This window comes from Streptomyces sp. YKOK-I1 (assembly GCF_054660435.1).
In genome coordinates this window covers 8,708,216-8,728,090 of sequence record NZ_BAAGDR010000001.1, presented here as the reverse complement: position 1 = coordinate 8,728,090, position 19,875 = coordinate 8,708,216, and the positions used below count along the sequence as shown (strand labels likewise).

Below are 19,875 nucleotides of genomic sequence, written 5' to 3'. Positions count from 1 at the left end.
CCGGTGAGCCGTGACGCCTGTCCCCAGGAATGATCAAGGGCCGGTTTCGGATGCCTCCGAAACCGGCCCTGACCTGCAAACTGTCTCCAGTCGGGACGACAGGATTTGAACCTGCGACCCCTTGACCCCCAGTCAAGTGCGCTACCAAGCTGCGCCACGTCCCGTCGCGCTGCCGCGGCGGTGAGCTGCGGGAACGCGCAGGTAAACCTTACCGCACGCGGACGGGTGCGGGCGTCGGGACCGGGCGGGCGGCCGGGTCCGCGGGGCGGGCGGAGGGGCGTACCGGCACCAGGAGGGCGGCGAGGGCGGCGCCCAGGCAGAGCAGCGCCAGCAGGGTGAAGCCGTGGGTGTAGCCGGAGTCGTAGGGCAGGCCGGAGGGCTGGAGCCGGCCGGTGACCAGGACGCCGGTCACGGCGGCGCCGATGGAGCCGCCGATGGTGCGGATGTTGGCGTTCATGCCGGTGGCGGCGCCGGTCTGGGCGGCGGGGACGCTGCCGACGATCAGGTTGGCCATGGAGGCGAAGGCGAGACCGATGCCGAGGCCGAACACCCCGGCGACGAGGGCGACCTGCCACTGCCGGTCGTGCCAGAGGGCGAGGAAGCCGAGGGCCAGCGCGCCGAGCGCGGCGCCGGTGGTGTGCAGGGCCTTGGCGCCGACGCGGGGTTCGAGCCGGCCGCTGAGCACACCGGAGACGAACATCGCGACCAGCATGGGGAGCATCAGCAGTCCGGCCGCGGTGACGCTCGCGCCGAAGCCGTAGCCGGCGCTGCTCGGGGTCTGGACGAAGCCGGGCAGGAAGGACCAGATCGCGTACATGCCGGCGCCGAACAGCAGGGCGGCGAGGTTGGTGGTCCACACGGCGGGCAGCCGCATGACGCGCAGGTCGATCAGCGGGGTGCGGGAGCGCGCCTCGGCGGTCAGCCAGAGCGCGAACAGGGCGGCGGCGAGGGCGAACAGGCCGAGCACCCGGGCCGATCCCCAGCCCCAGACGCCCGCCTGGCTCAGCGGCAGCAACAGGGCCACCAGCCAGCCCGAGAGCAGCACGGCACCGAGCCAACCGACCTTTCCCTCGCCCCGGTTGGGCGACTCGGGCACATACCGCACGGCGACTGCTGATCCGGCCGGGGACCTCGACCGCCGGGAACTCGTCCCGGATGATCCCGAAGGAGAGCGGGAACAGCGCGCCGCCGACGCCCTGGATCACCCGGGCGACGACGAGGACGCCGATGTCCGGCGCGAGGGCGGCGAGGAGACAGCCCGCCAGGACGGCCAGCAGGACGCCGACCAGGGTGCGCTTCCTGCCGATCAGGTCGCCGACGCGGCCGAGGATCGGGGTGAAGACCGAGGCGGACAGCAGATACGCCGTCATCACCCAGGTCGCGGTGGTCTGCGAGGCGTGCAGGGCGTGCTGCACGGTCGGCAGGGCCGGCGCTATGAGCGACTGGAGCATCGAGAACACGCCCGCACCAGCCGTGCCCGCCCAGCCGTTCCCCGTCGGCGAGATCGTCGTGGTCCAGCGCCCCAGCCGCAAGGACGCCGCCCGCAACTTCGACGCCCTGCTGGCCGCCGCGCGCGAGGCCTTCGCCGAGCACGGCGCCGAGGCCTCCCTGGAGGACATCGCACGCCGCGCGGGCGTGGGCATCGGCACGCTGTACCGGAACTTCCCGACCCGTCGCGTGCTGTTCGAGAGCGTGTACGCGGAGGAGGTCAACGCGCTGTGCCGGGCCGCGGTGGAACTGTCGGCGGACCGGGAGCCGTGGGAGGCGCTGACGGCCTGGCTCGACCGGTTCGCGGGGTACATGGTCACCAAGCGGGCGGTGCGCGAGGCGCTGGAGGACGAGTCGGAGATCTTCCAGGCCTGCCGCGAGTCGATGTACGCGGCGGGCGGCCCGCTGCTGGAGCGGGCCCAGGAGGCGGGGGTCGCGCGCTCCGACATGGACTTCGGCGATCTGCTGCGGCTGGTCGCGGGCGTGACCGCGACCGCCTACCTGGACGGCGCCCAGCGCGACCGCGTCCTGGCCATCGCCCTGGACGGGGTGCGCGCCGGGCGCTGAGCCGGCGGCGGCCGGTCAGCCGGCCAGCGGGTGCCGGGGGTCGAGCTGCTCGGCGATCCGCTCGGTGACCGTCTGGGCGGTGTTGCCGCCGGGCGCGTTGCGGCCCACCGTCGTGGACACGGCGATGGTCAGCCGCTGGTGCGGCTCGTACGCCATCACGGCCGCGTAGCCGAAGAAGGACGGGTTCTGCACCACCCAGCCGTTCTTGACGACGACGCCGACGCCGAAGTGGAAGTCCTCGGTCATGGGCAGGCAGACCGTGGCCGGGCACGTCTTCGTGGGGTGACCGAGGCCGACCGTGCCCGGGTTCAGCTGGGTGCGGAAGGAGCTGCGGGAGAGCAGTTCGCCCGCGCCGACGCCCTTCCCGGAGCGGGCCAGGTCGCAGACGTCCTGCGTGATGATCGCGCCGGGGGCGGTGGTCCAGGACGGGTTGAAGTAGGTGGACTCCTCGTAGGTGCCGCGCTCGTCGTCGTAGGCGTGCAGGACGGGCTCCGGGATCACGGCCGTGTCGTTGGCGACGGTGTTGCGCAGCCCGAGCGGGCGGTAGATCCGCTGGCGCAGCAGCCGGTCCAGCGGGGTGCCGGTGATCTTCTCCAGGGCGCGGCCGAGGAGCTGGAAGTTGGCGTGCGAGTAGCTCCAGTTGGTGCCGGGCCGGTACCAGAGGGGGTGGCTGAGGGAGATCCCGACGACCTCCTTGGGGGTCCAGTGCCGCCACGGGTCGGCGTACAGCTTCTTCAGGAAGACGGGGTCGGGGACGTAGTCGTGGATCCCCGAGGTGGAGTCGCCGAGCATGCGCAGGGTGATCCTGTCACCGTGCGGCAGGCCGGGCAGCCAGCGGGAGACCGGCTCGTCGAGGCCGACCTTGTGCTCCTCGACGAGCTGGAGCAGCACCGTGCCCATGAAGGCGATGCCGACCGAGCCGGTCCTGAAGTGCATCGCGGGGGTGGCCGGCACCCCGGTCATGGACTCGCCGACCGCGCCGGTGTAGAGGTTCTTCCCGTCGACCGTGACCTTGACGAGGGCGGCCTTGAGATCGAGGTCCTTCTTGGCCTTGCGGACGATGTCGAGGACCTTGCGCGCCCGGCCCTGCGGGTTCTGCGTGGTGGCGCAGGCGCGGTGGTGGTGGTCGGGCGCGGCGGTCGCGACCGCCGTCGGCAGGGTGGCGGCGAGGAGGGCGGCGGCACACAGCACCGCCGTACGGGTACGCGTCATATGCGCACTATGGGCGGATTCCCGTGATCCGCGGCGCGCCACACTCCGGCCATCGCGCCCACGGACCCGTACGGAGGAGTTGACAGGCATTTTGGTCTGACCTTTAAATGGTCCGCACTTCGCAGGTATCCGGCAGAGGGGTGTCCCCGCCGTGGATTTCGCACTGACCGAGGACCAGACGACGATCCGCAAGGCCGTCGCCGGGCTCCTGAAGGACTTCGACGACCGGTACTGGATGGAGAAGGACCGCGACCACGCGTTCCCCGAGGAGTTCTACGCCGCCGTCGCGGGCGGCGGCTGGCTGGGCATCACGATCCCGGAGGAGTACGGCGGCCACGGCCTCGGCATCACCGAGGCCACGCTGCTGCTGGAGGAGGTCGCCCGCTCCGGCGGCGGGATGAACGCCGCCAGCGCGATCCACCTGTCGATCTTCGGCATGCACCCGGTGGTGGTGCACGGGTCCGAGGAGCTCAAGCGCCGCACCCTGCCGCGCATCGCCTCCGGCGACCTGCACGTGTGCTTCGGGGTGACGGAGCCCGGCGCCGGACTCGACACGACGAGCATCACGACGTACGCCCGCCGGGAGGGCGACCACTACGTCGTCAGCGGCCGCAAGGTGTGGATCTCCAAGGCGATGGAGTCCGAGAAGATCCTGCTGCTGACCCGGACGTCCCGCCGCGACGAGGTCGGCCGCCGCACCGACGGCATGACCCTGTTCCTCACCGACCTCGACCGGGCCCGGATCGACGTCCGCCCCATCCCGAAGATGGGCCGCAACGCCGTCACCTCGAACGAACTGTTCATCGACGACCTGCGGGTGCCGGTCGAGGACCGCGTCGGCGAGGAGGGCGAGGGCTTCCGGTACCTCCTCGACGGGCTCAACCCGGAGCGGATGCTGATCGCGGCGGAGGCGCTCGGCATCGGCCGGGTCGCCCTCGACCGGGCGGTGCGCTACGGGCGTGAGCGCGTCGTCTTCGGCCGGCCGATCGGCCAGAACCAGGGCATCCAGTTCCCGCTCGCCGACGCGCTCGCCCGCCTGGACGCGGCCGAGCTGGTGCTGCGCAAGGCGACCTGGCTGTACGACCAGGGGCGGCCCTGCGGGCGGGAGGCGAACACCGCCAAGTACCTGTGCGCGGACGCCGGCTTCGCCGCCGCCGACCGGGCGCTGCAGACGCACGGCGGGATGGGCTACTCCGAGGAGTACCCCGTGGCCCGCTTCTTCCGTGAGGCGCGGCTGATGCGGATCGCGCCGATCAGTCAGGAAATGATCCTCAACTATCTGGGATCGCACACACTGGGACTGCCGAGGAGCTACTGATGACCGACCGGTCGCAACTGTTCGATCTCACGGGGCGTTCCGCGCTGGTCACCGGTGCGGCGGGCGGGATCGGCCGCGCCGTCGCCGAGGCGCTCGCCCGGGCGGGCGCCGCGGTGCTGGTGACCGATGTGGACGGGGCGGCCGCGGCGGCCGTCGCCGGGAGGATCGCCGCGGACGGGGGTACGGCGGACAGCGCGCCGCTGGACGTCACGGACCGGCCGGCGGCGGACGCGGCGGTGGAACGCGCGGCCGCGCTCACCGGCGGCACCCTGCACATCCTGGTCAACAACGCGGGGGTCACCGCCCCCGCCATGTTCGAGAAGCTGCCGGAGGACGCCTTCCGCCGGATCCTCGACGTCCATGTCCTCGGCGCCTACCACTGCGCCCAGGCGGCCCTGCCGTATCTGGCGGGGGACGGCCGGGGCCGGATCATCAACGTCACCTCGTCGGCGGGGCTGGTCGGGACGCTCGGCCAGGTGAACTACGCGGCCGCCAAGGCCGGGATCATCGGGATGACCAAGTCCCTCGCGCGGGAACTGGCACGCCGGAACATCCTGGTCAACGCACTGGCCCCGCTGGCCGCCACGCCGATGACCGAGACCATCCGCACGGACGGGAGGTTCGCGCCGCAGATGCTGGCCCGGATCCCGCTGGGGCGCTGGGCGCAGCCGGAGGAGGTCGCCGGGGCCTTCGTGTTCCTCGCGTCGGACGCGGCGTCGTTCGTCACCGGGCAGGTGCTGCCGGTGGACGGGGGCATGGTCATGTGACAGGGGCCGGGGGCGCCCTATTGAATGGCCCAACCGGCACTCGGACGAGAGGCTCCCGCACGTGACACGCCCCGACCAGTCCACCCCCCGCTTCGAGACCCTCACCGTCCCGAAGGCGTCGGACGTCCTCGCGGACGAGGTGCGGGAGCGGATCCTGTCCGGGGAGTTCGGCGAGGGGACCGCGCTGCCCCCGGAGCGGCAGCTCGTCGAGCAGACCGGGCTGAGCCGGGCCACCGTGCGCGAGGCGCTGCGGATCCTGGAGGTCGAGGGGCTGCTGGAGATCCGGCCGGGACGCGGGGGCGGGGCCTTCGTGCGGCGGCCGGGGCGGGAGTCCCTGGCGCACACCGTGCAGCTGGTGATCCGGGGCCAGGGCATCCGGCTGGAGGCGCTGCACGAGACCCGTGAGGCGATCGAGCCGGCCTGCGCCGCGCTGGCCGCCCGCCGCCGCACCGAGCGGGATCTCGCGGAACTCGACGCGGCGCACGCGGAGTTGACCGGCGCGGGGGACGACGTCCAGCGGTTCCTGCGGGCCAATGTGCGCTGGCACACGGCGGTGGCGCGGGCGGGTGGCAACGAACTGCTCATCGGGTTCATGAGCGCCCTCGCCCGGTCCATCCACGCGGCGACGGACCTGGAGACGTTCCTGGACGCCGACGTCCGGGCGCTGACCGCCCGCGCGCACACCCGCGTCACGGAGGCGATCCGGGCGGGCGACGAGGCGGCGGCGGCCCGGCGGATGACCCGGCACGTGTGCGGTTTCGCGGCGGCGGCGGCCGAGGTGGACGACCGGGAGTCCATCTGATCTCGCAGTCCGACCCCCTGGCTTGAGAATGTGATTCTCCAATTCGCGCAACACCATTGACAGCTTCGGTCTGACCTTTAATACCATCCCGGTATGAGCGAGGTGAGTCCCGTACTGACCGTGGCTGCCGACGGCGACCTCCGTGTCGTCACGCTGAACCGCCCCGACCGGCTGAACGGCGTGTCCGAGGAGCTGCACCGCAGGCTCTCCGAGGTGTGGCGCGAGCTGGCCGACGACGCCGGGGCGCGGGCGGTCGTCCTGACCGGCGCGGGCCGGGCGTTCAGCGCGGGCGGCGACTTCGACCATCTGCGCCGCCACCACACCGATCCGGAGCTGCGGGAGCGGTCGGTGCGGCTGGACCGCACCATCCAGACCGACATGATCCGCTTTCCGCTGCCGGTGATCGCGGCCGTGAACGGCCCGGCCGTGGGCCTGGGCTGCTCGCTGGCCCTGGGCTGCGACCTCGTCCTGATGGCCGAGGACGCCTATCTGGCCGACCCGCACGTCCGCGTGGGCCTGGTCGCGGGCGACGGCGGGGTCACCCTGTGGCCCCTGCTGACGAGCCTGCTGCGGGTGAAGGAGTACCTGTTCACCGGGGACCGCATCCCGGCCGCGACCGCCGTCGAACTGGGCCTGGCCAACCGGGTGGTGCCCGGCGACCGGCTGATGGACGAGGCGCTCGCCCTCGCCCGCCGGCTGGCCGCCCAGCCCGCCGAGGCCCTGCGCGCCACCAAGGCGGCCCTGGCGACGGTGGTCGAACAGGTCTCACGCGGCGGCATGGAGGCCGCGCTGCTGGCGGAGCGGGCCACGATGACCAGCCCGGACCACATCCGCATCGTCGACGCACTGGCCTCCCGGGCCGCCCGCCCGGCGGCCGCCCACGAAACGGCCGAGGAGGGCTGAGGAGCGTGGAGTCCGAGGAGTTCAACCAGGTCCGTGAGCTGCTGCGGTCGTTCGCGGCCCGGCACCGGATCCGCTCGGCCGACGAGGCGAAGCCCGCCGCCCGCACGGCGGCACAGGAGGCCCTCGACGGGCTGGGCCTCGCCGAGCTGCGCCGTACGGCGACACCGGCCGCCACCGTCCAGGAGTGCGCGCTGCTCGCCGAGGAGCACGGCCGCCACCCGCTGACCACCTCCTTCCTCGGCACGACCCTGCTGGCGCCCGAGGTCGTACGGCTCCTCGGCGAGGCGGGCCGGGAGATCGACGGCACCCCCGCCCTCGCCCTCGCTCCCGACCTCGGCCTCCCCCGGCCAGGCGCCGCCGCACTGGTCGCCTGGGACTGCGAGGGCGCCGGCAGCGCCCTGTGCGTGGACACCGAAGGCACCGTCCGCCGGGCCGAGTTGGGGCCACCCGCGCCCACGGCCGACCTGCTGCGCACGGTACGCGCCGCCCGGCCCGGCCCCGTCGTCGGCCGGCTCACCGCACCGGCGCTCCAGCACTGGCAGGCCTACGCCCTGGTGCTCGTGACGAGCGACATCGTCGGCGCGGCACGGGAGTTCGTCGCGATGAGCGTCGACCACGCCCGGGCGCGCCGCCAGTACGGCCGTCCGATCGGCTCCTTCCAGGCGGTACGGCATCTGCTGGCCGACGCGACGGTCCTGGTGGAGGCGTGCACGAGCGCCGTCCGGTACGCCGCCTGGAGCCTGGACCACGAGCCGCCCGGCCGGGCGCTCACCGCGGCCCGGGTCGCGAAGGCGGAGGCCGGCACCTCGGCGGTGGAGGCGGTGTACACGGGTATGCAGGTGTTCGGCGGCATCGCCCAGACCTGGGAGCACGTGGCCCATCTGTATCTGCGCAGGGTCCTGGTGGGCGCGACCGCGCTGGCGCCCCCGGGCGAGCTGCTGCCCGTCCTGGCGGAACCCGGAGGGAGCGCGCGATGACGGAGAACCCCCTCGACTTCGGCGACCCCGCCGACCTCGAACGCCTGCGTGCCGCCTTCCGCAGCTGGCTGGCCCGGCACCCGCTGCCCGAGCGCCTCCCGGACGAGCCGCTGCCGCTGTTCCTGCACCGCTGGCACCGGCTGCTGCACTCCGGCGGCTGGGTCGGCCTCGACGTTCCCGAGGAGTACGGCGGACGCGGCCTGACCTCCCTTCACCAGGTGGCCGTCAGCGCCGAGTCGGGGGCGCGCGGCGCACCCGGTGTCCCCCGCATCGGCTATCTCGCGCACGCCCTGCTGGAATTCGCCTCCGAGGAGCAGCGCCGCCGGCTGCTGCCGCGCATGCTCGCCGGTGACGACGTGTGGTGCCAGGGCTTCAGCGAACCCGGCGCCGGCTCGGACCTCGCCGGGATGACCACGTACGCCGCCCGGCACGACGACGGCCACTACACCGTGCGCGGCCAGAAGCTCTGGACGAGCTACGCGCAGTACTCCGACCACTGCCTCCTGCTGGCCCGCACCGACCGGACGGCGCGCCCGCACACCTCCATCACCGCCTTCGCGCTGCCCCTCGACCGGCCCGGGGTGACCGTGCGCCCGCTGCGGGCGGCCAACGGCGACGACGAGTTCTGCGAGCTGTTCCTGGACGACGTACGGCTGGAGGAGTCCGAGCGGATCGGGGCCGAGGGGGACGGCTGGGCGCTGGCGATGACGACGGTGTCGTACGAACGCAACGCCCTGGACACCGGGCATCTGTCGAAGTACGGGCTGCTCGTCGAGCGGCTGCGGCGGGCCGCCCGCGAGCGGCACGGCGAGCTGCCGGACGGGCTGCTGTCGGAGATCGGGCGCTGCTTCGTCGACTACGAGGTGCTGCTCGCGCACGCCCGCCGCCGGATCGCCGAACGGCTCGCCGGACAGCCCGCGGGACCGGAGTCCTCCGTCGACAAACTGCTGATGACACGGGCCGAACAGCGGCTGTACGCCACGGCGTTGAAGGTGTTCCCGCAGGAGGTGCACGGGCCGGGCGGGGACGTCTTCGCCGAGTACCTCTACTCCCGGGCCGCCTCCGTGTACGGCGGCACCTCGCAGATCCAGCGGAACATCATCGCCCGGCGCGTGCTGCGCCTGACCGACGGAGCGGACCGATGAGCCGACCCAGGCGGTACGACGCGGAGTTCCGGAGCATTCCGCACGTCATCCGGTCGGCCGCCCGCCGGTTCGGCGACAGCCCGGCGCTCGTCGAGGGCGAACGGCGGCTGAGCTTCACCGACCTGGAGGAGCTGATGCTGCGGTCGGTCCGGTCGGCCGCGGCGCTCGGCGTCGGGCCGGGCGACCGGGTGGGCCTGTGCGGACCGAACTCGGCGGAGTGGATCGTCGCCGCGCTCGGCATCCAGGGCGCGGGCGGGATCGTCGTCCCGCTCAACACCCGCTTCAAGGCGGGGGAGATCTCCTACATCCTGCGCACGTCCGGGGCGAAGGCGCTCTTCGCCGCGACCTCCTTCCTGGACACCGACCACATCGCCGCGCTGCGGGCGGCGGACCCCGCGCTGCCGGCGCTGGCGACCACGGTCTCGCTGCCCGGGCCGCGCGGTGCGGCCGGGCTGGACTGGGAGGGGTTCCTCGCCCTCGGCGAGGCGGCGGACGCGTCCGACGGGTCCACCGCGCACGCGGCGATCGACCGGCTCGGCCCGGACGACGTCTCGGACGTGATGTTCACCTCCGGCACCACCGGCCACCCCAAGGGCGTGATCCTCACCCACGGCCAGTCGCTGCGCGCCTACGGCTGGATGTCCGAGGAGTACACCTTCCGCGCCTCGGACACCTTCCTGGTCGTCCCGCCGTTCTTCCACTGCTTCGGCTACAAGGCGGGCTGGCTCGCGTCCTTCCTGCACGGCGTGACCGTGGTCCCCCTGCCGGTCTTCGACGCCGGCCGGGCGCTGGAGATCATCGAGCGGGAACGGGTGAGCGTCCTCCTCGGCCCGCCCACGATCTTCCACGACCTCCTCGGCCACCCCGACCGCGCCGCCCGCGACCTCACCTCGCTGCGGGTGTCCATGACCGGCGGCACGACGATCCCGGAGTCCCTGATCCGGGCGATGAAGAAGGACCTGGGCTTCGACATCGTGCTGAGCGCGTACGGGCTCACCGAGTCGACGGCCCTGGTGACCTCGACCCGCCCCGGCGACGGCGAGGAGACCGTCGCCCGCACCACCGGCCGCCCGATCCCCGGCGTCGAGGTACGGATCGCCGGGGACGAGGCGGGCGCGGACGGGGTCGTGGTCGGGGAGGTCCTGGTGCGCGGCTTCAACGTCACGCGCGGCTACTGGGGCGACCCGGCCGCCACCGCCGAGGCCGTCGACGCGCAGGGCTGGCTGCACACCGGGGACGTCGGGCGGCTCGACCGGGACGGCAACCTGTCGATCGTCGACCGGAAGAAGGAGATGTACATCGTCGGCGGGTTCAACGCCTACCCCGCCGAGATCGAGAAGCTCCTGCTCGGTTGCGGGCCGGTCGCCCAGGTCGCGGTGGTCGGCGTGCCCGACGAGCGGCTCGGGGAGGTCGGCTGTGCCTTCGTCGTCCCCCGGGCGGGCGCGGAGGTCACCGAGGCGGACGTGGTGGCCTGGGCCCGGGAGCACATGGCCAACTTCAAGGTGCCGCGCCATGTGCGGTTCGTGGCGGCGCTGCCGCGCAACGCGAGCCAGAAGGTGCTCAAGCACGAGCTGCGCGAGCGGTTCGGGAGCCGCTGAGATGGGGCGGGAGGGACAGGAGGGTCGGGAGGGACCGCTCGCGGGGGTCACGGTCGTGGCGCTGGAACAGGCGGTGTCGGCCCCCATGTGCACCCGTACGCTCGGGGACCTCGGCGCCCGGGTCGTCAAGGTGGAGAACCCCCGGGGCGGCGACTTCGCCCGGCACTACGACGATGTGGTGGGCGGTCTCGCCGCGCACTTCGTCTGGGCCAACCGGGGCAAGGAGTCGGTGGCCCTGGACCTCAAGTCCCGGGCGGGGATGCGGATCATGCACCGGCTGCTGGACCGCGCCGACGTGCTCGTCTCCAACCTCGCCCCCGGTGCCACGGCGAAACTCGGCCTGTCCGCGGCCGACCTGGCGGCGAGCCACCCGGACCTGATCGCCGTCGAGATCGACGGATACGGCCCCGGTGGCCCCCTCTCCCACAAGCGCGCCTACGACCTGCTGGTCCAGGCCGAGTCGGGGGCCTGCGCGGTCACCGGCCGGCCGGGGCAGCCGGCGAAGCCCGGGCCGCCGGTGGCCGATGTGTGCAGCGGGCTGTACGCGGCACTGTCGGCGACGGCGCTGCTGTACGCCAAGGGGCGGGGGCGGGCGGTGCCCGCGTCGGTGTCGGTGAGCCTCTTCGACACCATGGCCGAGCTGATGGGCTACCCCCTCACCCACACCCGGCACTCGGGGGTGGAGCAGCAGCCGCTCGGGATGAGTTCGCCCGCGGTGGCGCCGTACGGGGCCTATCCGACGGCCGACGGGCAGACCGTCGTCCTGGGGACGACCAACGACCGCGAGTGGGAACGGCTCGCCCGCGAGCTGCTGGGCCGGCCGGACCTCGCGGCCGACGAGCGGTTCCGCGCCAACGCGGGGCGGGTGGCGCACCGGGCCGTCCTCGACGCCGAGATCACCGCCTGGTGCGCGCGGCTCGACCTGGCGGACGTCCAGGACCGGGCGGACGCGGCGGGCATCGGCAACGCCCGCTACAACACACCGAGCGAGGTCCTCGCCCATCCGCAGCTCACCGCCCGCGACCGCTGGCGGGAGATCGACACCCCCGCGGGGCCGGTGCCCGCGCTGCTGCCGCCGCCGGTGATCGACGGCTTCGAGCCGCCGATGGGCGCGGTGCCGGCGCTCGGCCGGCACACCGACGCCGTGCTCGCCGAACTCGGCCTGTCCGAGGGGGAGATCGCCGCGTTGCGGGAGCGGGGAGCGGTCGCATGAGCGTGCTCCTGATCCACGACGCGGGCGGGGTGCGCACCCTGACCCTCAACCGGCCGCACCGCAGGAACGCCCTCGACGCGGAGCTCTGGGAGGCCCTGCGCACCGCGCTGACCGAGGCGGGGCGCGACCGGGGCGTACGCGCGCTGGTGCTGACCGGGGCGGGCGGCGCGTTCTGCTCCGGGGCCGAGCTGCCCAGGGAGGTCAGCGCCTCCCCTCCCCTGTACCGGATGCGGACGTTGACCGACATCGCCCTGCTGCTGCACGAGCTGCCGATGCCCACGCTCGCCAAGGTGACCGGTCCGGCGGTGGGCGCGGGCTGGAACCTGGCCCTCGGCTGCGATCTGGTGGTGGCGACCCCGGGGTCGACGTTCTCGCAGGTCTTCGCCCGGCGCGGGCTCTCCCCCGACCTGGGCGGCTCCTGGCTGCTGCCGAAGCTCGTCGGCCTCCAACAGGCCAAGCGCCTCGCCCTGTTGGCGGAGACGGTCGACGCGGCCGAGGCCCACGCGCTCGGCCTGGTCACCTGGGTGGTGGACACGGGTGAGGTGGACGCGTTCGTGGCCGAGGTCACCGCCCGGCTGACGGCCGGGCCCCCGGTGGCGCTCGCCCAGACCAAGGCGCTGCTGAACGAGGGCGCCGACCGCACTCTGCGGGACGCCCTCGCCAGCGAGGCGCGGGCGCAGTCGGTCAACTTCGCCTGCGCCGACGCCCCGGAGGCGTTCGCGGCCTTCGCGGAGAAACGCGCGCCGCGCTTCACAGGCCGCTGGGCGGTACCGGGACGAACGGAGGACATGTGATGCGGGAAGCGGTGATCGTGGCGGCGGTGCGCACACCCGTCGGCCGACGGGGCGGGGGCCTGGCGGAGGTCCATCCGGCCGATCTGTCCGCCGCCGTGCTGGGCGCCCTGGTGGACCGGACCGGCCTCGACCCCGCGACGGTCGACGATGTGATCTGGGGGTGCGTCTCACAGGTCGGCGACCAGTCGGGCAACATCGGCCGGTACGCGGTGCTCGCGGCGGGCTGGCCGGAGAGCGTGCCCGGGACCACGGTCAACCGGGCCTGCGGGTCGGGTCAGCAGGCCCTGGAGTTCGCGGTCCAGTCGGTGCTGTCGGGGCAGCACGAGCTGGTCGTGGCGGGCGGGGTGGAGGTGATGAGCCGGGTGCCGCTGGGCTCGGCCAAGGCGGGCGGGATGCCGTACGGGCCCCGAGTCCTGGCCCGTTACGACGAGTTCTCCTTCCACCAGGGGCTGTCCGCCGAACTGATCGCCCGTAGGTGGGGGTTCACGCGGGAAGGGCTCGACGCGTTCGCGGCGCTCTCGCACGAACGGGCGGCCGCCGCCCAGGACGCGGGTGCGTTCACCGAGGAGATCGTGCCGGTGGCGGGGGTCGGCGCCGACGAGGGGATCCGCCGGGGCAGCAGCGTGGAGACGCTGGCGCGGCTGAAGCCCTCGTTCCGGCAGGACGGGGTGATCCACGCGGGCAACGCCTCGCAGATCTCCGACGGCGCGGCCGCGCTGGTCGTCACCACGCCTGACCGGGCCCGGCGGTTGGGGCTGGCACCGCTCGTCCGGTACCGGGCGGGCGCGGTGGCCGGCTCCGATCCGGTGCTGATGCTGACCGGGCCGGTCCCGGCGACCGGGAAGGTGCTGCGGAAGGCCGGGGTCGGGCTGTCCGAGGTCGGGGTGTTCGAGGTGAACGAGGCCTTCGCGTCCGTGCCGCTGGCCTGGCTCGCCGAGACCGGCGCCGACCCGCGGCGGCTGAACCCGCTCGGCGGGGCGATCGCCCTCGGGCATCCACTGGGCGCCTCCGGGGCCGTCCTGATGACCCGCATGATCCACCACATGCGGGCCCATGGCCTGCGGTACGGCCTGCAGACCATGTGCGAGGGCGGCGGCACCGCCAACGCCACCCTCGTCGAACTCGCCTCCTGACGGGAGCCGTCCGTGCAGCGCACGCTCTTCACCGACGACCACGAGACGTTCCGCGCCCTGGTCCGGGACGTGGTGGCGAACGAGGTGGTCCCGCACTACGCCGCGTGGGAGAAGGCCGGCCGGGTGCCGCGCTCGTTCTTCGCACTCCTCGGCTCGCTGGGCCTGCTGGGCATGGCGGTGCCGGAGGAGTACGGCGGGGGCGGCCGGCCCGACTACCGCTACAACGTCGTCCTCCAGGAGGAGGCGGCCCGCGCCCTGGTCACCCTGGGCACGGTCCGCACCCAACTCGACGTCGTCCTCCCCTACTTCCTCGCCTACGCCGACGCCGGACAGCGGCAGCGCTGGTTCCCCGGGCTGGCCTCCGGGAAACTGCTCACCGCCGTCGCGATGACCGAGCCCGGCACCGGCTCCGACCTCGCCGGGATCCGGACCACCGCCGTACGGGACGGGGACGCGTACGTGCTGAACGGGGCCAAGACGTTCATCACCGGCGGGCTGCTCGCCGACCTGGTGATCGTGGTGGCGCGTACGGCGTCCGATCCCGGCGACCGGCGGGCGGGACTGACGCTGCTGGTCGTCGAGGACGGCATGCCCGGCTTCACCCGGGGGCGGGTGCTCGACAAGCTGGGCATCAAGGTGCAGGACACCGTCGAGCTGGCCTTCGACGCCGTCCGGGTGCCGGTCGCCAACCGGCTCGGCGAGGAGGGCGCCGCCTTCTCCTACCTCGGCCACAACCTCCCCCAGGAACGGATGACGGTCGCCGTCGGCTCGGTGGCGCAGACGCGCGCCGCGCTGGACACGACGGTCGCGTACGTCAAGGAGCGCGAGGTGTTCGGACGGACCGTCGCCTCGTTCCAGAACACGAAGTTCGAACTCGCGGCCGTGGCAGCCGAGCTGGAGGCAGCGCAGACGCTCCTCGACCGGGCGGTGCTGGAGCTGGTCGGGGGCCGGCTGTCCGGGGTGGACGCGGCGAAGGTCAAGCTGTTCTGCACCGAGGTGCAGGCCCGGTCCGTCGACCGCTGTCTTCAACTCTTCGGCGGATACGGCTACATGCTGGAGTATCCGATCGCCCGGCTGTACGCGGACGCCCGGATCACCCGGATCTACGCCGGGACGAGCGAGGTCATGAAGGTCATCATCGCCAAGTCGTTGGGGTTGTGAGAGGGAGGACTTCTGATGGAGGACTTCTCCGGCAGGGCCGGCGTGGCGTTCGTCGCGGGCGGCACCGGCGGCGTCGGCGCGGCCGTGGTGCGGGCCCTGACCGCCCGGGGCAGCGCGGTCGCGTTCACCTACCGGTCCGACCGGGAGGGGGCCCGGGCGCTGGCCGAGGAGGTGAAGGCGGCCGAGGTGCTGCGGCTCGACCTGACCGACGAGGAGGCGACGGCGCGGGCGGTGACCGGGACCGCACGGACGTACGGCGGGATCCACACCCTGGTGTACGCGGCCGGCCCGCATGTGCCGATGCGGCATCTGAGCCGGGTGACGCCGGGCGAGTACCGGGCCCAGCTGGAGGCGGACGCGGTCGCGTTCTTCAACCTCGTCCATCCCGCGCTGCCGGTGCTCCGGGAGAGCCGGGGCAACGTCGTCGCGGTGACCACCGTCGCCACGCGCCGCTTCCCGGTGCGCGACGGGCTGTCCTCGGGGGTGAAGGGGGCCGTGGAGGCGGTGGCGCGGGCGCTGGCCGCCGAGGAGGGCCGCTACGGGGTCCGGGTGAACTGTGTCGCGCCCGGCATGCTCGACGACGGGATCGCGGCGCGGCTGATCGCGTCGGGCGAGCTGGACGAGGCCGCTCTCGCGGTCACCCGCCGCAACATCCCGCTGCGCCGCTTCGGCGCGGCGGCGGACATCGCGGAGGCGGTGGCCTTCCTCGCCTCGGACCGGGCCGGGTTCATCACGGGTCAGGCGCTGGGGGTGGACGGCGGCTACAGCGTGTGAACCGGCTCGCCCCCGACGTACGCGGCGCGGACGGTCCGCGCCGAGAGCGCGTCGAGCGCCTCCCGCAGGGGGACGTGGAGCAGGCACAGGTCGGCGGCCAAGCCGACGGTCAACCGGCGTGGCCGGGCCGGGTGTCCGGGTGCGCCGAGGAAGAGGCGCAGGGCGGCCGAGGGGGTGATGCCTTCCCCGTCGTCGCGTGCGACGGCGGCCCGCATCACCGCCCACGGGTCGTGGGTGCCGTACGGCGCGTCCGTGCCGGCGGCGACCGGGACGCCCGCCTCGGCCAGGGTGCGGCAGCGGTACAGGTGGGGGCGGTCGTCGGGGCGGACGTCGGTGGCGTAGGCGGCGGCGCGTTCCACGGGGAAGTGCGGCTGGGTCACCACGGTCACGCCGAGCCGGCGGATCCATGCGACGCTCTCCGCCGGGACGACGGCGGCGTGCTCGATACGGTCGCCGGCGACCGGGCCCGCCTCCTCCAGGGCGAGCAGGGTCACCAGCAGCTGCACCCGGGTGACGCAGTGGACGGCGACCGGCCGGGGCCTGGACCGGGCGACGACACGGGCCAGTTCGGCGGGGTCCGGGAGGGTCGGGTCGTCGAGCATCAGCTTCACCGGGCCCCCGGCGGACATGCCCTCGGCGGACATGTCCTCGGCTGACATGTCCTCGGCTGACATCACGAGGACCCGCTGCGGGAGGACCGAGAGCAGCCGCGCCAGTCCCTCGCGGGGGTGGGGGTCGGCGTTGGTGAAGCCGGTGACGCCGAGCCGGGCGGCCCGCCGTCCGACCGCCGCGAGGTCGAGCGGCACGGGCGGGACGAGGTCCCGCAGCCGCCGGTCCTCCCGCCACAGGCGGCCGTCGCCGTCGAGGCCGGCGGCGCGCAGGGCGGCGCCGTTGAGGAACCACATCGCCCCGCTGCGGTGCTGGACCCGCACCGGCCGGTCGGGGACGAGCCCGTCCAGCACCCGGCGGTCCAGCTTCCCTGCGACGCTCTCGTGGTACCCGACGGCCCGCACCCACTCGCCCGGCACGCCGGACCGCAGGGCCGCCCCCAGCTCCTCGCGGCCGCGCACCTCGCCGGGCCCGACCCGCACGGATCCCGCCTCGGCGGCGAGCGCGGCCAGGTGCACATGGTGGTCGTGCAGCCCGGGCAGCAGCGCACCGCCGCGCCCGTCGACGTCGGCCGCCCCGGGCAGCGCTCGCCCCAGCTCGACGATCCGGCCTGCGCGGATCCGCACGTCGAGCCGACCCCGCCCGTCCACCTCGACGTCCCGGATCAGCACGACCGGGCCCCGGGTGCCTCGCCTTGCGGGTGCGCCCCGGACGGGAGCGCACCGCCGTCCCGGTCCGCGTCCTGCGGCATCGCGGCCGGACGTCCGGCTCCCCCACGGTGCCCGGCCGTAACGGGCCCCTCACCTGCTCCGGTCCCGGTGCCGGCCCCCCGGGCCCCCGCGAGACGGGCCGCGCACGCCGTCATCGACACGCACAGCAGCTCCCCGCCCCCGGCGGCCAGCGAGCGGGCGGTGGCGTGGGCGGCGAACAGGCCCGTGACCGGGTCGGCGAGGGCGTCGCCTAGGAAGACCGGCCGGCCGGCCCGGTCCCGGCCGGTGAGACCGCCCGCCACGGCCGCGTCGTCGCCGAAGGCGACCCGGTCGTCCGCCCGGCCGTACCCGGTGATGCTCACCCAGACCCGGCCGGGCCGGGCGGCGAGGAAGCGTTCCGCGTGGATGCCGAGCCGGCGCAGCGCCCTCGGCCGGGACGCCTCGATCACGATGTCCGCCTCGGCGACCAGGTCGGCGAGGGCCGGGGTGGTGAAGTCGAGCACGCGGCTCTCGTGGCCTTCGTGGAGCAGCCGGTAGAAGCCGGGGGGCCCGAAGCGGGCGCCGTCGGGGCGGGTCGTGCTCTCCGCCTTCACCACGCGCGCTCCGGCGAGTCCCAGCAGCCGGGCACAGAGCGGACCGGCCCACAGGGCGGAGAGGTCGACGACCCGGAGGCCGGTGAGGGGGCGTGCCCGGCGTGGCCCGTGGCGGGTCGCGAGGACGGGGGGCCGGTCGGTGCCGACCGAGGCGTGTGCCGCCGCCGGGATGCCCAACAGCTGGGCGCTGTCGGCCAGTTGCGCTGCCGTGACGCCTCGCGCCGCCGTGGGCAGATCGGTGCCGGGGGGCGTTCCGAGGAGGGCCAGCAGGGCCGGCACGGCGGCCGTGTCGTCGGGGCGGGCCAGGTTGACGGCGGCCCAGCCGTCGGTGGTGGCGAGGAGCCGGCAGGAGCCGCCCGCCGAGACCCGGCCGGGGAGGGCGGCGAACCCGGCGAGGCGGGCCCGGAGGAAGAGGGCCTCGGAGAGATCGACGGGGACGCCGGTCCGGGAGGTGAAGTCGTCGGTCGCCTCGGTGAGGGGCGCGAGGCACGGCGCCACGGACCGCGTCCAGGGCAGTGCGCCCGCCTCAAGAGTGGCGTTCTTCTCCATGCGAACACCCTTCTCCTCAGAGGTGAGGAAAGATTACACTGCGGGGTCCATGGAGCCGCCCTTCCGCCTGATCGACCTCGACCGCGGCCGGGGCGGCGGTCCGCCGCCCCGGCCGGGACAGGCCGTGCAGGTGGGAGTGGCCGACCGGCCGCGTCCGGTGGGCGATGCCTTCGACGTCCTGCTGACGGCCGAACCCGGCCCGCCACGCCCCTGGGTGGGCTGCGCCGACCCCCGGGCCGCCGCGGGGCTCCTGCGCGAGCAGGTGACCCGGCAGCCGGCCGCGGCCGTCACCCTCGTCCAGGTCCTGCGCACGGGAGCCGCGTTGCCCGCCCCCGACCGGCTGGTCCTCGAATCGCTGGCGTACTCCGCGCTGCAGGGCGGCGCCGGTTTCCGCGACTGGCTGGCCGCCGCCCCCGCGCGCACCCCGCGCCCGGCCGCCGAGCCGGTGCGGGTGCGCCGCGAGGGCGGGCGTCTCACCCTCACCCTGTCCCGGCCGCGGGTGCGCAACGCCTTCGACGCCGCCACCCGCGACGCCCTGTGCGAGGCGCTGGAGGTGGCCGTCGCGGACCCCACGGTCACCCGTGTCGATCTGCGGGGCGAGGGCCCCGTGTTCTGCGCCGGGGGCGACCTGGCCGAGTTCGGTACGTCGCGGGATCCCGCCGCCGCCCATCTGGTCCGGGTCGGCCGCAGTCCCGCCGCGCTGTTGCAGCGCTGCGCGGCGAAGGTGACCGCTCATCTGCACGGTGCCTGCGTGGGCGCGGGCATCGAACTGGCGGCGTTCGCGGGCCGGGTGCGGGCCGCACCGGACACCACGGTCCGGCTGCCGGAGCTGGGCATGGGGCTGATCCCCGGCGCGGGCGGCACGGCGAGCCTCCCGGCCCGGATCGGCCGGCGACGCACGGCGTATCTCGCCCTGTCCGGAACCGCGTTGGGGGCGGCGGAGGCGTTCGACTGGGGGCTGCTCGACGAGATCACCGAGGCGGCCGCCCACTGAGACCCCGACCAGACCGCCGAGCACACCGGCCACCAAGGGCCCACCTGGCCGACGCGACCGACGAGGACACCGACCACCGAGGGTCGCCCGGTCGATCGGACCGGCGCGCATGCCGAACCCACCTCTATGCGACCGCTGGTGACGTCGCGTCAGTCGGGTGGGCGGGCGGTGCGGTGGAGCTGCGGATCAGCAACTCGACGGCGGCGAAGTCCTGGCGGCGGCCCCCCGCACGTCAAGACCCGTCCCGACCTTTCCCGGACACTCGTCACCCGACACACAGATTTTCCCCACCCGTCATCCACGGCCCGCCGAGGGCGGGAAAAGCACATTCCGATTCGGACAAGCGCTCCAAAGGAACCCATTTTCTTTCGGTCGTCGCGGCTTCCACATTACGGCCGGGGAGTGGACGGGGCCGGGCCCGAAAGGAATTCATCCGATTTCCTACATCCTGGCCGTCCGTCGACGAGTGACCGAATCATTGCGGCTGGTTACCAGCCGATCGTTCGATCGTTGACCGGTGAGTAACAACAGCACTACCTTTCTACGCGTTTCGAGCAGGCTTTTTGAT

At 74.0% G+C, this 19,875-nt stretch carries 17 protein-coding genes, 1 tRNA gene and 1 pseudogene; 14 read left to right on the top strand and 5 right to left on the bottom strand.

The genetic code is table 11. The features are described from left to right. Positions 1-90: 90 nt before the first annotated feature. Together ACYQ8Q_RS38840 and ACYQ8Q_RS38835 are read right to left on the bottom strand one after the other, a co-directional pair. Positions 91-164, bottom strand: a tRNA-Pro gene (locus ACYQ8Q_RS38840). A gap of 44 nt (positions 165-208) precedes the next feature. Further along, a pseudogene (locus ACYQ8Q_RS38835) lies at positions 209-1,505 on the bottom strand (MFS transporter). Here ACYQ8Q_RS38835 and ACYQ8Q_RS38830 point away from each other — a divergent pair. Then, positions 1,474-2,055, top strand: coding sequence for a TetR/AcrR family transcriptional regulator (locus tag ACYQ8Q_RS38830; protein WP_460071383.1), 582 nt, complete (start codon positions 1,474-1,476; stop codon positions 2,053-2,055). The pseudogene ACYQ8Q_RS38835 and the gene ACYQ8Q_RS38830 sit on opposite strands and share 32 nt — an antisense overlap. A gap of 15 nt (positions 2,056-2,070) precedes the next feature. Here ACYQ8Q_RS38830 and ACYQ8Q_RS38825 read toward each other — a convergent pair whose 3' ends face one another. Further along, a complete protein-coding gene (locus ACYQ8Q_RS38825) occupies positions 2,071-3,267 on the bottom strand; it encodes a serine hydrolase domain-containing protein (protein ID WP_460071382.1) in 1,197 nt (398 codons plus the stop codon). Between the two features lie 151 nt (positions 3,268-3,418). Between ACYQ8Q_RS38825 and ACYQ8Q_RS38820 the strand changes: the two genes are divergently transcribed. The 12 genes from ACYQ8Q_RS38820 (at position 3,419) to ACYQ8Q_RS38765 (ending at position 15,852) form a co-directional block, all read left to right on the top strand. Then, positions 3,419-4,585, top strand: coding sequence for an acyl-CoA dehydrogenase family protein (locus tag ACYQ8Q_RS38820; RefSeq protein WP_460071381.1), 1,167 nt, complete (start codon positions 3,419-3,421; stop codon positions 4,583-4,585). Then, positions 4,585-5,352 (top strand): SDR family NAD(P)-dependent oxidoreductase, encoded by a 768-nt coding sequence (locus ACYQ8Q_RS38815; RefSeq protein WP_460071380.1) that lies wholly within the window; start codon positions 4,585-4,587, stop codon positions 5,350-5,352. The genes ACYQ8Q_RS38820 and ACYQ8Q_RS38815 overlap by 1 nt, the downstream gene beginning before the upstream one ends. Positions 5,353-5,413: 61 nt before the next feature. Further along, positions 5,414-6,154 carry a FadR/GntR family transcriptional regulator gene (locus tag ACYQ8Q_RS38810; protein WP_460071379.1) on the top strand — a complete coding sequence of 247 codons (741 nt, stop codon included), beginning with the start codon at positions 5,414-5,416 and terminating at the stop codon, positions 6,152-6,154. A 93-nt stretch (positions 6,155-6,247) separates the two neighbouring features. Further along, entirely contained in the window at positions 6,248-7,057 is an 810-nt protein-coding gene (locus ACYQ8Q_RS38805; protein WP_460071378.1) for an enoyl-CoA hydratase/isomerase family protein, read from the top strand. A gap of 5 nt (positions 7,058-7,062) precedes the next feature. Further along, the gene (locus tag ACYQ8Q_RS38800; RefSeq protein ID WP_460071377.1) at positions 7,063-8,034 is read left to right on the top strand and encodes an acyl-CoA dehydrogenase family protein; all 972 of its coding nucleotides are present in this window, start codon (positions 7,063-7,065) and stop codon (positions 8,032-8,034) included. After that, the gene (locus ACYQ8Q_RS38795; protein ID WP_460071376.1) at positions 8,031-9,179 is read left to right on the top strand and encodes an acyl-CoA dehydrogenase family protein; all 1,149 of its coding nucleotides are present in this window, start codon (positions 8,031-8,033) and stop codon (positions 9,177-9,179) included. The genes ACYQ8Q_RS38800 and ACYQ8Q_RS38795 overlap by 4 nt, the downstream gene beginning before the upstream one ends. After that, complete coding sequence (locus ACYQ8Q_RS38790) at positions 9,176-10,777, top strand: FadD3 family acyl-CoA ligase (protein ID WP_460071375.1); 1,602 nt, start codon at positions 9,176-9,178, stop codon at positions 10,775-10,777. Before ACYQ8Q_RS38795 ends, ACYQ8Q_RS38790 begins: the two co-directional genes overlap by 4 nt. A gap of 1 nt (position 10,778) precedes the next feature. After that, a complete protein-coding gene (locus ACYQ8Q_RS38785) occupies positions 10,779-11,990 on the top strand; it encodes a CaiB/BaiF CoA transferase family protein (RefSeq protein WP_460071374.1) in 1,212 nt (403 codons plus the stop codon). Beyond that, on the top strand, positions 11,987-12,784 hold the full coding sequence (locus ACYQ8Q_RS38780) for an enoyl-CoA hydratase/isomerase family protein (protein ID WP_460071373.1): 798 nt from the start codon (positions 11,987-11,989) through the stop codon (positions 12,782-12,784). Before ACYQ8Q_RS38785 ends, ACYQ8Q_RS38780 begins: the two co-directional genes overlap by 4 nt. Beyond that, on the top strand, positions 12,784-13,917 hold the full coding sequence (locus tag ACYQ8Q_RS38775; RefSeq protein WP_460071372.1) for a thiolase family protein: 1,134 nt from the start codon (positions 12,784-12,786) through the stop codon (positions 13,915-13,917). Before ACYQ8Q_RS38780 ends, ACYQ8Q_RS38775 begins: the two co-directional genes overlap by 1 nt. A gap of 12 nt (positions 13,918-13,929) precedes the next feature. After that, positions 13,930-15,078, top strand: coding sequence for an acyl-CoA dehydrogenase family protein (locus ACYQ8Q_RS38770; RefSeq protein WP_460071371.1), 1,149 nt, complete (start codon positions 13,930-13,932; stop codon positions 15,076-15,078). 15 nt (positions 15,079-15,093) lie between these two features. Continuing rightward, positions 15,094-15,852: an SDR family NAD(P)-dependent oxidoreductase gene (locus ACYQ8Q_RS38765; RefSeq protein WP_460071370.1), complete on the top strand. Its 759-nt coding sequence runs from the start codon at positions 15,094-15,096 to the stop codon at positions 15,850-15,852. On the opposite strand, the gene ACYQ8Q_RS38760 is transcribed toward ACYQ8Q_RS38765, so the two are convergent. Together ACYQ8Q_RS38760 and ACYQ8Q_RS38755 are read right to left on the bottom strand one after the other, a co-directional pair. Beyond that, positions 15,840-17,132 carry an amidohydrolase family protein gene (locus ACYQ8Q_RS38760; RefSeq protein ID WP_460071369.1) on the bottom strand — a complete coding sequence of 431 codons (1,293 nt, stop codon included), beginning with the start codon at positions 17,130-17,132 and terminating at the stop codon, positions 15,840-15,842. The genes ACYQ8Q_RS38765 and ACYQ8Q_RS38760 overlap by 13 nt on opposite strands. After that, a complete protein-coding gene (locus ACYQ8Q_RS38755) occupies positions 17,126-18,313 on the bottom strand; it encodes a CoA transferase (RefSeq protein ID WP_460071368.1) in 1,188 nt (395 codons plus the stop codon). The genes ACYQ8Q_RS38760 and ACYQ8Q_RS38755 overlap by 7 nt, the downstream gene beginning before the upstream one ends. A 49-nt stretch (positions 18,314-18,362) precedes the next feature. Here ACYQ8Q_RS38755 and ACYQ8Q_RS38750 point away from each other — a divergent pair, with 49 nt between their 5' ends. Further along, positions 18,363-19,307: an enoyl-CoA hydratase/isomerase family protein gene (locus ACYQ8Q_RS38750; RefSeq protein ID WP_460071367.1), complete on the top strand. Its 945-nt coding sequence runs from the start codon at positions 18,363-18,365 to the stop codon at positions 19,305-19,307. Positions 19,308-19,875 lie beyond the last annotated feature (568 nt).

Excerpts from the sequence above, each read along its gene's own strand:
- ACYQ8Q_RS38825 (WP_460071382.1), bottom strand. The coding sequence starts at position 3,267 with ATGACGCGTACCCGTACGGCGGTGCTGTGTGCCGCCGCCCTCCTCGCC.
- ACYQ8Q_RS38815 (WP_460071380.1), top strand. The coding sequence starts at position 4,585 with ATGACCGACCGGTCGCAACTGTTCGATCTCACGGGGCGTTCCGCGCTG.
- ACYQ8Q_RS38805 (WP_460071378.1), top strand. The coding sequence starts at position 6,248 with ATGAGCGAGGTGAGTCCCGTACTGACCGTGGCTGCCGACGGCGACCTC.
- ACYQ8Q_RS38795 (WP_460071376.1), top strand. The coding sequence starts at position 8,031 with ATGACGGAGAACCCCCTCGACTTCGGCGACCCCGCCGACCTCGAACGC.
- ACYQ8Q_RS38790 (WP_460071375.1), top strand. The coding sequence starts at position 9,176 with ATGAGCCGACCCAGGCGGTACGACGCGGAGTTCCGGAGCATTCCGCAC.
- ACYQ8Q_RS38785 (WP_460071374.1), top strand. The coding sequence starts at position 10,779 with ATGGGGCGGGAGGGACAGGAGGGTCGGGAGGGACCGCTCGCGGGGGTC.
- ACYQ8Q_RS38780 (WP_460071373.1), top strand. The coding sequence starts at position 11,987 with ATGAGCGTGCTCCTGATCCACGACGCGGGCGGGGTGCGCACCCTGACC.
- ACYQ8Q_RS38775 (WP_460071372.1), top strand. The coding sequence starts at position 12,784 with ATGCGGGAAGCGGTGATCGTGGCGGCGGTGCGCACACCCGTCGGCCGA.
- ACYQ8Q_RS38765 (WP_460071370.1), top strand. The coding sequence starts at position 15,094 with ATGGAGGACTTCTCCGGCAGGGCCGGCGTGGCGTTCGTCGCGGGCGGC.
- ACYQ8Q_RS38755 (WP_460071368.1), bottom strand. The coding sequence starts at position 18,313 with ATGGAGAAGAACGCCACTCTTGAGGCGGGCGCACTGCCCTGGACGCGG.
- ACYQ8Q_RS38750 (WP_460071367.1), top strand. The coding sequence starts at position 18,363 with ATGGAGCCGCCCTTCCGCCTGATCGACCTCGACCGCGGCCGGGGCGGC.